At 56.6% G+C, this 14,714-nt stretch carries 11 protein-coding genes; 3 read left to right on the top strand and 8 right to left on the bottom strand.

Annotation, left to right across the window (positions count from 1 at the left end):
• The first annotated feature begins 36 nt into the window (after window positions 1–36).
• On the top strand, window positions 37–318 hold the full coding sequence (ppiC, locus tag AC6I8V_RS00750; protein WP_497844053.1) for a peptidylprolyl isomerase PpiC: 282 nt from the start codon (window positions 37–39) through the stop codon (window positions 316–318).
• On the opposite strand, the gene AC6I8V_RS00745 is transcribed toward ppiC, so the two are convergent.
• Window positions 319–2,379 (bottom strand): AsmA family protein, encoded by a 2,061-nt coding sequence (locus tag AC6I8V_RS00745; RefSeq protein WP_497844052.1) that lies wholly within the window; start codon window positions 2,377–2,379, stop codon window positions 319–321. It lies immediately after the preceding gene.
• A 62-nt stretch (window positions 2,380–2,441) separates the two neighbouring features.
• On the bottom strand, window positions 2,442–3,215 hold the full coding sequence (pdeH, locus tag AC6I8V_RS00740) for a cyclic-guanylate-specific phosphodiesterase (protein ID WP_497844051.1): 774 nt from the start codon (window positions 3,213–3,215) through the stop codon (window positions 2,442–2,444).
• Window positions 3,216–3,497: 282 nt separating this feature from the next.
• Between pdeH and kdgK the strand changes: the two genes are divergently transcribed.
• Both kdgK and AC6I8V_RS00730 read left to right on the top strand, forming a co-directional pair.
• A complete protein-coding gene (gene kdgK, locus AC6I8V_RS00735) occupies window positions 3,498–4,430 on the top strand; it encodes a 2-dehydro-3-deoxygluconokinase (RefSeq protein ID WP_497844050.1) in 933 nt (310 codons plus the stop codon).
• A 356-nt stretch (window positions 4,431–4,786) separates the two neighbouring features.
• A complete protein-coding gene (locus tag AC6I8V_RS00730) occupies window positions 4,787–5,659 on the top strand; it encodes an alpha/beta hydrolase (RefSeq protein ID WP_497844049.1) in 873 nt (290 codons plus the stop codon).
• Between the two features lie 3 nt (window positions 5,660–5,662).
• On the opposite strand, the gene AC6I8V_RS00725 is transcribed toward AC6I8V_RS00730, so the two are convergent.
• From AC6I8V_RS00725 to bcsE, 6 genes are all read right to left on the bottom strand, one after another.
• Window positions 5,663–7,171, bottom strand: a complete 1,509-nt coding sequence (locus tag AC6I8V_RS00725; protein WP_497844048.1) for a M16 family metallopeptidase — start codon at window positions 7,169–7,171, stop codon at window positions 5,663–5,665.
• A 245-nt stretch (window positions 7,172–7,416) separates the two neighbouring features.
• Window positions 7,417–8,703 carry a dicarboxylate/amino acid:cation symporter gene (locus AC6I8V_RS00720; RefSeq protein WP_497844047.1) on the bottom strand — a complete coding sequence of 429 codons (1,287 nt, stop codon included), beginning with the start codon at window positions 8,701–8,703 and terminating at the stop codon, window positions 7,417–7,419.
• Between the two features lie 224 nt (window positions 8,704–8,927).
• On the bottom strand, window positions 8,928–10,940 hold the full coding sequence (gene hmsP, locus AC6I8V_RS00715) for a biofilm formation regulator HmsP (RefSeq protein ID WP_497845737.1): 2,013 nt from the start codon (window positions 10,938–10,940) through the stop codon (window positions 8,928–8,930).
• 203 nt (window positions 10,941–11,143) lie between these two features.
• Window positions 11,144–12,799, bottom strand: coding sequence for a cellulose biosynthesis protein BcsG (gene bcsG, locus AC6I8V_RS00710; RefSeq protein WP_497844046.1), 1,656 nt, complete (start codon window positions 12,797–12,799; stop codon window positions 11,144–11,146).
• Window positions 12,799–12,987 (bottom strand): cellulose biosynthesis protein BcsF, encoded by a 189-nt coding sequence (gene bcsF, locus AC6I8V_RS00705; protein ID WP_497844045.1) that lies wholly within the window; start codon window positions 12,985–12,987, stop codon window positions 12,799–12,801. Before bcsF ends, bcsG begins: the two co-directional genes overlap by 1 nt.
• Complete coding sequence (gene bcsE / locus AC6I8V_RS00700; protein WP_497844044.1) at window positions 12,987–14,534, bottom strand: cellulose biosynthesis protein BcsE; 1,548 nt, start codon at window positions 14,532–14,534, stop codon at window positions 12,987–12,989. The genes bcsF and bcsE overlap by 1 nt, the downstream gene beginning before the upstream one ends.
• Between the last annotated feature and the right edge of the window lie 180 nt (window positions 14,535–14,714).

Here is a 14,714-nt window from a genome sequence, read left to right as displayed (position 1 = left end):
TAATGCGTGGCGATTATACACAATTGAGACCGAATCATGGCGAAAACCGCGGCGGCTTTACACATCCTGGTGAAGGATGAAGCAAAGGCAAAAGCGCTGCTGGCGCAGCTGGAAAAAGGCGCGAGCTTCCAGCAGCTGGCAAAAAAACACTCCACCTGCCCGTCCGGGCGCAACGGCGGCGATTTGGGCGAGTTTCGCAAAGGCCAGATGGTGCCGGCGTTTGATAAGGCGGTCTTCAGCTGTCCGTTACTGCAACCCTATGGACCGGTGAAAACCGCCTTTGGTTACCACATCATCAAGGTGCTGTGGCGTAACTGATCACTTCTGCTTTTTCATCTGCTGCAACACGTTGCTGCATTGATTGCTTTCGTTATCGCTGGGCGAAATCAGCGCCAGCAGGGCTGCGGCTGGCGCGACCACCGCGCCCAGCGCCACGGCAGCGGCACCACGGGCAATCAGCGGCCCGGCTTTCACCCCGGCATCCGGGTTCTTAAAGGTGCCGCGTACGTAAAGCGGCGAGCGCAGGGTGATAATGCGAATCCCCTTGCTCTCAGGGTCGATCGACAAATCGAGCCGCTCATTGGCGAAGTTGGCGCTGCCGGAGATGTTAATCACCGCATTCTCGGTATCGAACACAAACAGCTGCGGCGTAGCCAGCCCCTGACGAATGTTGAGATCGGTCGCAGCGCAGTTGATACGCACCTCATCATCACCAAACAGCTTACCCACCACATAATTTCCGACATTCAGCCCGGCGATCTCCATCAGGCTGCGGCTGATCAACCCGTCGTTCATCAGCAACTTCAGCTCACCGTTGCTGGTGGCGAGCAAATCCGCCACCGAATTGCCGGTGCCGCTCAGCGTCGCGTCGCCATTCAGCTGGCCGAGGCTGTTCTGCATCGCCTGCACATTGGGGAACAGCTGGCGCAGCTTCAGCTTACGCACATGCAAATCAGCGCGGCCACGCATCGGGTTGTGATCGCCTTCGAGATGGATGGTGGAGTTCAGCGTGCCGCCCGCCATACCAAAACGCAGCGGGTCGAGGCGCAGATCGCCATTATTCAGCTGTAAATGGGTATAAAGATCGCTTAACGGCAGCGAATTGCTGTGTTCGATGCGTTTGCCGCTGAACTTCACGTCGGCATCCATCACGTTCCAGCTTTTGGTATCGAACTTGTCATGCGGCAACACGCGATCGGCGGGCTGCGTCGAGGCATCTCCCCGCTGCGCTTTCGCCTGCTGGGTTTTCTCGCTGCCCTTGCCGGAATTGACGCCGATTAACGGCCCGAGATCGGCCATGCGCAGCTGATTCGAGCTAAGGTCGCCGGTCAGCGTCGGACGCGGTTTACCCTGCCGATAGCTGAGCGAACCGTGAATATCGCTGTCGCCGATATGGCCGTTAAAGTTTTCGTAGTTAAACAGCGGCCCTTTGCCGTCGTTAAAGCGCGCAATCAGATGCCCGTCGGTTTCATACGGCGGCGTATCTGGCAGCAGCACGCCGGTTAAGCCGTACAGATCGGCCAGCGTGTTGCCGGAGAAGCGCAGCCGTACATCCAGGCCGCCGAGATTCAGCGGGTCCTGTAGGGTGCCGCTAACGCGCACCCGGGTGGTGCCGTTGCGGACATCCAGCGCCAGCGGGAACGGTGTGGTCTGGCTGCGCAGCGACAACATGCCGCCGATTTTGCCATCGCCGTCTAAGCGCTGGTTGTTATAAGTGCCGCTCGCCTGCCAGCCGAACACAAAGTCACCGGCCCCTTTCTGCTGATCATCGCCGCCCGCCACCTGCGCATAGGGTACCGGTTTGCCCAGCGGATTGATGGTGACGCTGACGTCAGCTTTGTTGATGGCATCGCGATAGCGAATCTGTCCCTGATCAAACAGGATGTTATCAAGGCGGAAAGACCAGGCCGACGGCGGCGCGCTGGCGTCGCTGCTCCCGCTGTTGGCGAGATTGAAGGTCCAGTTGTTGTGTTTGTCGGCGGTCTGCACCAGCCGGGCATCCGGGCGTTGCAGCTTGATCCACGGCAGATAAACCTGCTTATGCAGCAGCGCCAGCGGCGACAAAGTCGCTTCCACACGCTGCAGGTGCACCATAGTGACATCAGGAATAGCCGGAGGGTTACCCAGCATCACATCGTCGGCATGTACCTGCGGCCAGGGCACCCAACTGCGCCAGCCAGGTTCGGCACGATTGCGTACCCAGGCCACGCCAAGATCGCCACGAATGGCGAAAGGTCGATTCAATTCTGCCGAGACTTTCTGGTTGATGGTTGGTTTCAGGCGGTTCCAGTCAAAGGTCGCAATCAGGACCACCACCACCACAACCAGCAACAAAAAAATCCCAATTACCCAACTCAGGATTTTTCCTGTACGTGACATGCTGCTTCCTCCTTGCCCTTCCACGTCTCACTTAAAGATAGTCGAGACGGTCAGGAACGGCATCAGGGAAGCGCCAGCGCCATGTTTTCCAGTTCGGTAAAGGGGACCGGGCGGGAGAAGAAGTAGCCTTGCGCGGCCATCGCAGGCGAGCTGCGCACCTGTAGCCACTCCTCTTCCGTTTCCACGCCTTCGACAATCACGCCGTTGCAATAACGGTTAATCAGCGCCAGCAGCATGGAGAACAGGGTGCGGCCTTCATCGCTGGAACGCAGCAGGATAAACAATTCACGCGATAGCTTGATGTAGTCGTAGCGCAGTTCGGTCAGGGCGGAGAAGTTTGCCATGCCGGAGCCAAAATCATCCAGCCACAGCGGCCCGAGTTCCGGCATCTGCGCAATCATCTCTTCCTGCGGCAATGCATGATGTTCAGTGAGTTCAAAACGCACCCAGGGCAGCTGAGCAATCAGGCTGCGGATTTGTGGATGCTGCTGGATCGCCAGCAGCGTGGGACCATCAATATTGACTGAGGCCACCAGCTGACGCTGACAAAAAACCGCTGACCACTGCATCAGCAGCTCCAGCTGCTCCTGCACCACATCAAGACGCTGCGGGATTTCCAGCGCGTCAAAATAAATTTCCGGCGAAAGTCGTTTCTCTGGTGCGGACGGATGCGTCACCGCAGTCAGTAATTCAATAGCCAGTAGGCGGCCCGAGACCTGGTAGATCGGCTGGAAAGTATAGAATCGTTGGCACTGCTGCCAGAAGAGACGCGTTTCCTGTTGTTGTTCCAGTTCAATTGAAGAAGGCAGCCGATGACTCAAATTCTTCATCACCATGGTTTTTTCCTGGTTGGTGGTGAGTGCCTGCAAATAGCATCTCAGCGGCAAGTATCGGCTATCACCTGGATAACTTTATAACCTGAGCAGCCACAAGAGGCCTTGAGTGTAACAGCGGATGTCACACTTAATCGGCAAAACAAGCCAGGGTTTGGCCGCTAAATCGCCGCTGAAAGGCCACTTTAGCGCCTTAAGTCGAATTAAAACACCGTTTTAAAAAACATTGACGACTGCCATACCAGACGCGAGACTAGGGGCAGAATTCACTACAGGCCGAAGACCATGACGCAGAAGAAAATCGCCATCATTGGCGAATGCATGATTGAGCTGTCCGAAAAAGGTGAGAACATCAAACGCGGTTTTGGCGGCGATACGCTAAACACCGCCGTGTATCTGGCGCGCCAGTCCTCTGCATCGCAGCTGCGCGTGGATTACGTTACCGCACTCGGCACCGACAGCTTCAGTGACCAGATGATCGCCGCCTGGCAGCAGGAACAGGTGCAGACGGATTTAATCCAGCGGCTCGACAATAAAATGCCCGGCCTGTACTTCATCGAAACCGACAAACACGGCGAGCGTACGTTCTGGTACTGGCGCAGCGACGCGGCGGCGCGTTACTGGCTGGACAGCCCGCAGTCGGACGCCATTTGCCAGCAGCTGGCGCACTACGATTATCTCTATCTCAGCGGCATCAGCCTGGCGATTTTACCCGCCGCCAGCCGCGAGAAACTCATGGCGCTGCTGAGCGCCTGTCGCCACAACGGCGGCAAAGTGATTTTTGATAATAACTACCGCCCGCGCCTGTGGGCAGACAAAACCAGCGCGCAGCAGGCGTATGCCGCGATGCTGCAAAACACCGACATCGCCTTTCTGACGCTGGATGATGAACATCTGCTGTGGGGCGAACAGCCGCTGGAAGCGGTGATTGCGCGTACGCATGACGCTGGCGTACAGGAAATCGTTATCAAGCGCGGGGCGGACTCCTGCCTGGTGGCGCTTAACGGCGAGCTGCTGCACGATGTGCCTGCCATCCGGCTGGCGAAAGAAAAAGTGATCGACACCACCGCGGCCGGTGACTCGTTCAGCGCGGGCTATCTGGCATTGCGCCTGCAAGGCGCAATGCCAGATGCCGCTGCCGCACGCGGCCACCTCACCGCCAGCACCGTTATTCAGCATCGCGGCGCAATTATCCCGCTCAGCGCCATGCCGCAATAATCAGCACACGCCCTGCCAGTCGGGGCGTTTTTCTCTTCAGTCCGGCTAACGCACCTGCTGCATGAATTTGCCTTAACGCAGCATTTATTCCTGCCAGTTTCTGCTATCGCCTGCGGCGATCCATTTCTGTGCCAGAAAGCGCAAAAGCGCTTTAGCCTCGCTTACGATCTAATTTTAAATTCAATGCGTTATAGCAACTAAACGCAGCGCCAGGCATTGTCCGAATCTGCCCAAATTCTCCGCTTTCGGCTGGACGATCGCTGCAAAAAAGACCATGTTTTAATCAACAACAGCAGGATGCTGTTTCTCCGGCCGCGACCACAAAAACGACAACATGACTCGCTCAGGACAGATTTATGCACACAGAAATTATTAATATCTGGCCGCACGGTGATGCGCCGGGCGCCAGCGACTCACGCGCACAACCGCAGATTGTTGATCTCGCCAAAGAGTACGAACCTTATGATCGTGCCGCCACCGGCGTACGCTGCCCGGAAATGGCGATCTGGCACCCGGAAGATTCCAACGGCATTACGCTGCTGGTCGCCCCTGGCGGCGGCTATCAGCGGGTGCTGATCGACCGCGAAGGCAGCGCGCTGGCCACCTTCTTCACCTCGATGGGCTACACGCTGGCGGTGATGACTTACCGTCTGCCGTACGACGGCCATCACGAAGGACCGGATGCGCCGCTGGCCGATGCCCAGCGTGCGGTGCGCGTGCTGCGCGATCGGGCGCAGCGCGGCATGAATGGCAAATATATTGTGATGATGGGCTTCTCTGCGGGTGGTCACGTTGCGGCCAGCCTCGGTACCCGCTTCGGGGAGAAAATCTACCCGGTGCAGGATCAGGCCGATAGCTTCTCGCCGCGCCCGGATGCGATGGTGCTGCTTTATCCGGTGATCAGTATGCGTGACGGCCTGGCGCACGAAAGCTCGCGCACCCGCCTGCTCGGCGCCTGGCCGGATCAGAAAAGCATTGATGCCTATTCGCTGGAAACGCGGGTGCACGCGCAAACGCCGCCGACGTTATTAATTCACGCGGCGGACGATGAGACGGTATCGGTGAATAACAGCATGGTGTTCTTTAGCGCGCTGCGCGAGAACCACGTTCCGGCGGAAATTCACTTCTATCAGAAAGGCGGCCACGGATTTGGCATCCGTGGCGTGGCAGATTTGCCGTTAGCCAGCTGGCCGATGCTGGTGACCGAGTGGCTGCGGGCAAAAACCTGAGGCTTATGACGATGGCGGAGCCAGTTCACTCCCGCTGGCGCTGCCGTCGCTTTTGCTGTCATCCGTGCTGCCAGACGCGGCAGGTGCCGCTGGCGGGGCCATCACTTTATCCCAGCCCTCCTGCAACATCTTCACATTGGTTTCCGGCTCGCCTTCCGGCTGAATCAGCACCATGGTCAGTTCCTGAGTCAATTGCTGACGCAGTTCCTGATTAAGCTGATCGCGCGTTAAACCGCCGAGAAACGCCTGACGCAGTTTCTGATACTGTTCCGGGGCGATATCCACCACCGCGTTTTGCTGCGAGCGCAGGCGCTGGCCCATCAGGATATCGGTGTCGGTGCGCGCATAGGTCGCAAACAGCTTGTTCAGCTCCAGCAGCTTCTGCGCCATCAGAGCATCAAACTCCTCCTGCGGCAGACCTTTATCACGTACCGTCGCCAGCTCTTTCGCCACCAGGTTCATATTCTGCGCCAGCGTGGCATTCGGGCTATCCATATTGATGGCGCACTGCGCGCGCTGATACAGCACCCGGCAGTCAAAACCGACCTGCACGTTCTGCGCTTTGTTATCAGCCAGCACGCGCTGGACGTGCCAGAACAAGGCTTCGCGCGCCAGATCGCTCTGCCAGTAATGTTGCAGATTCTGCGAATCACGAATCGGCTGCCATGCGTTGTCCCACACCAGCGACAGGCGATCCTGACTCATCGCGCCATTAACCAGGTTTACCGGTTGATGCGGCAACGGAGACAGCGTTGGCAGCGCCGCCGGCGAAGCCCGCTTGCCCTGCAACGGCGCGAACGCTTTGTTGATTTGCTCCGCCAGGCTGCGGCTATCCACATTGCCGACCACGTACAGCGTCATGCCATCCGGGGTGTACCACTGCTGATAAAAATTCTTCAGCTGGGTCATATCCACCGGGGCGCGCGGCTGTTCGCCGGGATCGTGCGCCAGCATTGCCGAGCCTTTCAGGCGATAGCGCCACCACACATCCTGGGTGTTGGGCGGCCAGGTGGCGATGGGATCGGACACGCTAAGCGCGGTCGACACCACCTGCTCATTGATAGTCATCTTGCCTGCGGTGGCCGACAGCCAGTTAAGCGCTTCTTTCAGCAGCTCCGGGCGGTTATTCGGCAGGCTGAGATTGTATTGGGTGAAATCGTACGACGAAATGGCGGGCGGCAGCGGACGATGCGGATCCATCGCCTGTTGCCACAGCGCGCGTTGCTGATTGGTGTCGAGCGCGGTGTTATGTACCAACGCCAGACGTGGAATCAAATGGCTGAAACCTGTTTGCTGCGCGCTTTCCACCAGCGAACCGGTGTTAACGATCAGGCGCAGCTCAATACGATCGCTGGGACGCTGTGGTGTGGTCAGCAGCTGCCAGCTAAAGCCATTGTCCAGTTTGCCTTCCTGCCAGGCGGGATCGGGCTGGAGCATCTCAGCGTGTGCGCCGAAACAGGATGCCGCCAGCAGCCATCCGCCAACCAAAAGCCGAATTCTGGTGCCCTGCATGTGAACCCCTACTCAAACAGATCAACACTCGTTATCACGGCACGTACGGTCACTCGGGGGTGACCGGCGCGGCATTTTGCCGCCACGTTTATTAGAACAATCGACTCTTTGACCACAGGAAGGTCAGGATGTCGCGCAACGAGGTGAAAAACCGGGAAAAAAATCAATGGGGTTTATTATGCAAATGCCCGCTGTGAGGGCAAGTCACAGCGGGCATTTCCCGGCAAATTAACGCAATTGCTGCGTTACAGCGAGGATTCTGATGCGTTTTTCGCCTTTTTCGCTGAAGAAAGCGTCTCATTCAGCTGCTGCTCATCCAGCTGACCGACCCACTTCGCCACTACCACCGTCGCCACACCATTACCCACCAGGTTGGTCAGCGCACGGGCTTCTGACATAAAACGGTCAATACCCAGAATCAGCGCCAGACCCGCCACCGGCAGGTGTCCCACCGCAGACAGGGTGGCCGCCAGCACGATAAAGCCGCTGCCCGTCACCCCGGCCGCGCCTTTCGACGACAGCAGCAGCACCACCAGCAGCGTGATCTGATGGATGATATCCATGTGCGCGTTAGTCGCCTGCGCGATAAACACCGCCGCCATGGTGAGATATATCGAGGTGCCGTCGAGGTTGAACGAATAACCGGTCGGGATCACCAGCCCCACCACCGACTTCTTACAGCCGAGGCGTTCCATTTTATCCAGCATCCGCGGCAGCGCGGATTCCGAAGAGGAAGTGCCAAGCACGATCAGCAGTTCTTCTTTGATATAGGCGACAAACTTAAAGATGTTGAAGCCCGCCACGCGGGCAATCAGACCCAGCACCACCACCACGAACAGAATACAGGTGATATAGAAGCAGATAATCAGCTGACCGAGCTGCACCAGCGAACCGACGCCGTATTTGCCGATGGTGAACGCCATCGCGCCGAATGCCCCAATCGGCGCCAGACGCATAATCATATTAATGATGCCGAAGATGACTTTTGAGAAGCTCTCAATCACGTTGAAAATCAGCGTGCCACGGTCGCCGAGGCGATGCAGGGCAAAACCGAACAGAATCGCAAACAACAGCACTTGCAGGATGTTGCCGCTGGCGAAGGCGCCAATCACGCTATTCGGAATCACATCCAGCAGGAAGGCCACCACGCCCTGCTGCTCCGCCTGCTGCGCATACATCGCCACCGCTTTGGCATCCAGCGTGGCAGGGTCGATATTCATCCCGGCGCCCGGTTGCAGCACGTTAACCACGATCAGACCAATAATCAGCGCGATGGTGCTGACAATTTCGAAATAGAGCAGCGCCACTGCGCCAGTCCGTCCAACTGCTTTCATGCTCTCCATGCCGGCAATACCGGTCACCACCGTACAGAAAATGACGGGGGCGATGATCATCTTGATCAACTTAACAAAGCCATCGCCGAGCGGCTTCATCTGCGCGCCTAACTCGGGATAAAAATGGCCTAACAGGACGCCGATGCCAATGGCTAGCAGCACCTGAAAATAGAGGCTTTTAAACAGCGAAGTTTTCATAACAGGTGTCCAGTGAAGACGGATTGCACCGTCATTTATTTAAAATAGTGATTATGGGGCGGCGTCCGGGAAGACCCTGCCGACCTCTGGAAAATAACATCCGGTTAACAGGATTAATATAGGGTTACATTCCTTACAAAAGTTACAAAACTCCAACTATGAACTGAAACGCTTCAGCAAGTGGAGGAGTGGCAAATTCGTAAGGAAATCAATGAAGCAGGTGATTATTCAGCGTGTGAGGCACGGTTAAGCCAGCGTTGATTGAAAACGGGCAGCGGCAGCGCCTCGGCGTAGAGGTAGCCCTGGCCGATGGTGATACCACGCGCCAGCAGCCAGTCGCGTTGCTCGGCGGTTTCCACGCCTTCGGCAATCACGTCCAGATGGATGATATCGGCGATTGCCGCCACGATGCGCACCATGGTGTCATCATCCGGCAGCACGGCCACAAAGCTGCGATCCATTTTTAACTTGTTGACCGGCAATGACTTGAACTGATGCAGATAGTTAAGGTTGGAGTAGCCCATACCGAAATCATCCAGCGCCACTGCGACGCCGGTCTGCTGCAACGAACGCAGCAGCGCCATAGCCTGCTCGGCATCGCCAATTTGCGCGGTTTCGGTAATTTCCAGCACGAAGTTGCCCGGCGTGATGCGGTGACGTTCCAGCAACCCCTGCAAATGGCTGACCATGCTGGCATCGCGCAGCTGCACCGCCGAGATATTGACGCTGAGCGGGATGTTGATGCCCTGCTTCTGCCACGCGGCAATAATGCGACAGGACTCTTCAAATACCCATCGGCCAATCACCGAAATCACGCCAATCTCTTCAGCGCTGGCAATAAACTCTTCGGATAATCCAAAGCTGCCATCTGGCTGACGCATACGCAGCAGCGCTTCTGCGCCCGCCAGCTCGCCGGTCGCCATATTGATTTGCGGCTGGAGGTAAAGCGCGAACTCCTCGTCCTGCAAGCCCTGCAAAATGTCATGTTCCTGCGTTAAGCGCTTTTGCGCCCGCTCGGTGAGCGCCGCGTCGAAGAACAGAATCTGGTTTTTTCCCTGATGGCGTGCCGACATCATCGCGGAGGTGGCGCGGTCAAGATGCTCGCTGGCGGAGATCGGCGCCTCATCATGCAGCGCGAGGCCAATGCTGGCATTTGGACGCAGCTGCAACTGTTGCAGGTTGACCGGCTGATTGATGCGGATCATCAGGTTGCGTGCCAGCCGCATCGCCCGGAACGGATTGTGCGCACGCTTCATCAGCAGCGCGAAATCGCTTGGTCCGGTCTGCGCCAGTAAGGTGTGATCGTCGATGGTGCTGCGGATTTTCTCCACCAGAGTCAGCATCAGGGTGTCGTGCTGCTCATCGCTCAGCACGCCATTGGCTTCCTGGAGGGTTTCAATGCGGATCACCATCAGCGCCCAGGGTTTGCTGGGGTGACGATGGTTGATGTGCTGGTCGAGCAGCGCCAGGAACAGCGCGCGATTCGGCAGATCGGTAACGGCAAAGTGGGTGGTCAGGCGACTCATCTCATCGTGAATCGACTCCAGCACCTGCTGATTGCGGTTATAGCTGCGGATCAGCATACCAATTTCATCATCGCGATGGCTGTTGGGCAGCGTCAGTTTATGCGTCAGGATCGCCTGCGGCGGCAGCTCCTGCAAATCGCGCGAAATATTACGCAGCGGATGTACCACCAGCCGGTTGATGCACCAGCTAATCGCCACCGACAAAATCAACGCCAGCAGCAGAAAGGTGGTGATCATGGTGGAGAGCGTGCTGAGGATAAATTGATATACCCGTGATGAGTCGGCCTGTAGCACCAGATAGGCGATCGGCTTCGGCAGCCCGGTATGTTCCACCGAATAGAGCGGCACCGTGATCTGCACCGGCAACTCAAACAGGCGCGCCACCAATTTCGGCACCGGCTTCTCGACTTCAAAATCGGCATGAAGGGCCTGGAAGGCATTCGGCAACACCACGTCTGCACGCGCCAGAATGCCAGCGGGTTTCAGGGTGTTAAGGATACGTTCAGCCTGGGGAATATCGCCTTTTAACACCGCTTCAGACAGCGGCTGACGCACGGTATGCGCCACATTTTCCATTTGCTGGGCGTAGTCAATCCTGCGCTGCTGCACAAAATGAAACAACTGGATGACGATAAAAATACAGATGGTAACTAATGCCACGGTTGAGACCGCAGCCATCTGCTTTATCGTTAATGAACGACTGACGCGCAACAAAACTTCTCCTGGCGACTCTAAGCCGTGTTATCAGACAGGAAAATGCGCAGCAAGTATATCCCAGATCACGGTTTTTTTTCGCCGGGAGAAAGTCGCAAAATCGGGGTTCTGCCCGGATTTAACGATTTTATTCGGATTTATATCAGTTGTCAGACGGTCGGGATAAATCCCGACCGTATTAAAACCGCACCATCCTGATACTACTGTGGATAAGCCACCCAGTCGCCGCCGTTGAGGCGAATCCAGGGCTTGCCCTGATACATCATCACCACCGCGTTATCGTTTTCCGATACCACCGGCGTTTGCGGCAGGTTGTCGGTCAGCGCCGACATATTCACATTCGGCGCATTAAACACCTGGCCATCCACCACGCGGGAGACGATCTCGGAAATCGCCAGCATACTGGTCGGGGTATTGATGGTCAGTGGCTGCCCCTGATGCGGCGCCTTCATCCCGATAAAGCTAATTCCCACCGGCACATGGGTAATCGCCGGGCTGGGAATATCGCGCAGGCCGGACATCTGCATCTTGTCGCCCTTCAGCGCCGCACCATGTTCCGGCACCACCAGCACCATCACGCGACGACCCGATTTTTGCAGATTGGTCAGGAAGGTATCGAGCTGGTCAAACAGCACTTTGGCGCGCGGCTGCCAGTCCGCCGTACGGGTGCTGCCCAGTTCTCGCGTGCCGTCATGCAGCGGGATCAGGTTATAGAAAGTCGCACTGCGCGCATCGCTGCTTTTGCTGCGATCATCCAGCCAGCGCTGCATCAGCTGACCATCATTGAACACCGTCGAACCATCAAAGGAGGTCAGTTCTGGTGCGATGCCTGCCTGTGACATCAGCGGAGCCTGCACATCACCATACTCGCGCAGCTCTTTCAGATAGTTACCAAACACGCCGGTGTGGTCCATCATCAGTTCCTGTTTAAAGCCGAGCTTCGCAAGATTATCAAACAGATAGCAGCGTTGATCGGTGGCTTTATACAGGTCGCTATGCGAGGTCTGCCCACAGCTGGCGCGGAGCAGACGGATGCCCGCCGGGCCGCTGTAGCCGGTGGCTGAATTGTAGTTATTCAGCACGATGTCGAAGTGGCTCCACAGCGGATGATTGCGCAGCTGCGCCACGTCCAGATCGGACCATGACAGCGAACAGATGTTGATCACCAGAATATCAAACGGCTGCGAATCGGCGGGCAGACTATCCGGGAAATGCGTCGCGCGCTGCCGCTCGCTGTCGTAAAAACGGCTCAGCCAGGCGGTGAGATTGGCGCTGGTCGGCGGCGCGGATTGATCGAGCGCATCTGGCGTTTTGCCCGCAGCGGCAGGCGGCTGATTAAGCACCACCTCTGGCGTGGCGGCTTTACCCGGCAGCAGGGAGAAAGAGGGGCCGGCCAGGGTGACGACGTTAAGCCAGATCAGCAGCAGCGATACCACGACCGTGATGCGAATCCATTGTGCGACGAACATATACAGCACCAGCAGCACAAAGATGGCACCGAGCATCTGCCAGTTGATAAAGCGGTCGAGCAGATCCAGCAAATAGGCGGTGGAGAATCCCGCCACCTGATCGCCCTGGCTGAGAATCGAACTGAGGCCAGGCAGCCAGGTATCGTGCCAGAACAGGCCAAAGCCAATCGGCAGCGAAATCCAGTTACGTAGCCGATGCCAGCGCAGCGGCGGCAGCGGAAACAGCAGCCAGGCGAGGAACACCAGATTGCTCAGCGCATGAAAATTCAGATAGCCGTACCACAGCAGACCAAACTTAATAAGAAAGTAGAAGTTCCAGCCGCCGAGGCCGCGCCACTCTGTTCCGCGCAGCGACCAGCCGCTTGCCGAAGGTTTATTATCACTCATTACGGTTTTGTATCCGTTTTCGTCGTATTCCGTTGCCAGACTCCCTCAGACTTCAGCGCGCGTGCCGGCAGCAGCCGCATCAGCAGGCTATTGCTGCTACGCGGCAGCCAGCTCGCCCACAGGGATTTAAGAAAAAGCAAAATCAATAACAGCAGGATGATGACCTGCACCCAATCCATTAGTGTCATCAGGACTGCGCTCCATCAATATTCAGGGTAATCGGCTGCGGAACCTGCGCCGCACGCGTATGCGCTGCCGACGGCGAGGGCGCGGCTGGCGCGGCAACCGGCGCTGTCGGTAATTCATGCATGGCCACCGGCGTCAGCTGACTGATTTTGTGCACTTCCGACAGAATCTGGTTGTCCTCAAACCACACCATTCGGTTGCTGAACAGCTCATCATGCGGCAGTGAAAAAATCGATTTCAGCGCAATATCCAGATCGTTAAAACGACAGGAGGAGAGGAACAGGTAGATGCGATCGTCAAGCAAGGTCACCAGATCGCCGAAGCGACGGGGTTTGCACAGGGACAGAACCTGCTCCGGCTTCAGCTGCGGCACCGGACGCAGCGCCACCATCAGCCCCTTATCATTCTCCGGCAGCAGCGTGTTGCTGATCAGTTTTTGCACCGCGCCACAGAAGCCATCCAGCGGCAGATAGCCGCGCTGCTGCAACGGCTGCAATGCCTGCATCAGCGCGGGCAGATCCGCCGGGACATGGCGGGCCAACTGCTGCCCCTGAATCCCTTCCAGCGTGGTAAGAAAACGCGACAGCGACGCCGCCGCGGGCACGATGGTATTGATGCCGCAGGCCAGCAGCAGGCGCTCATCACTGTAGCGCAGGCTGGTGTTCATCTCGCGCACCACGATTTTTAACGCGTTACCGCGCGAACGGCGCAGACTATGGACCATTTTCGCCAGCGTGGTGATGTCATGGTTGTGGGCCAGACTAAACACGACGGTAGCGGCGTTGGCCTGCTGTGCGCGCGAAAACACCCCATCGTTATCACTGAACAATCGCCACTGTACCGACAAGGGCGGCGCCCCTTCCAGCACGCTCTGCTCAGCAAGAAACTGATGTTCATCATTGAGGCTGAGCGGGATATTTTGCTCGTCGTCCTGCGCGGCAATAAACTGATTATCGGCAAAACGCAATCGGATAGCGCGGTCAGCTAACAAACGATCGGCGGAATACCACCAGTTAATTCGATATTGCCAGCTATCCTGTTGAAATTCTAAATGTGCGACACCATCAAGCTGGCGAAAATAACGTTGCAGATAATTACGCAGGTTCATTATTGAAGCACCTGAGCTAATCAGCAGCAGCGTCATTTGTTTTTCTATTAACAAACGACGCATACGTTTTAGCCACAATGTCAACTCTTCCGGGGAAAATTTTCCCCAATGCGCGGCATTACTATAAAACAGCACCATGCCATTGCGATTATTCAATACGCGTGCAAAATCGCTTTGCAAGCGTTGCAAACTGATTTTATTGGCCGGTAGCGAAAATAAAGGAATTCGGGCCGGGCCACCCGCGGGTTCAGGCGTCAGTAGCGCCTGAGGTTTTTCATCCGAGCTAATCAGGGTAATAGCCTGCTGATGGCTAACCACCTGACGCAGCAACGATCGCGCATCCTCCTGCCGCTGGCAGGTGATCCAGTAAAGTCCTGGCGTCTGTAGCGTGATTAATTCCTGTTGAACCTGTTGCAGGCCGAGCGCATAGTGATTTTTCATATTTGATTCGCGATCTGTACAATCCAGGCTAGTTTATTATAGACGGCGAGTAATGGAACTGTTGAAATAAAAAAAAGCGAGTTATCTCCAATCACATTGACCTGTGAGAAGGCTAAACGTTTGCCAAAACGTTAACCTGCTCTAAGAAATATAATCATTGTTCATGCGTTGTCGTATTTT

It is taken from the genome of Pantoea sp. X-Soil-TKNS-1207 (assembly GCF_059730485.1).
The sequence above is the reverse complement of the archived record's forward strand: the minus strand, read 5'-3'. Positions and strand labels throughout refer to the sequence as shown.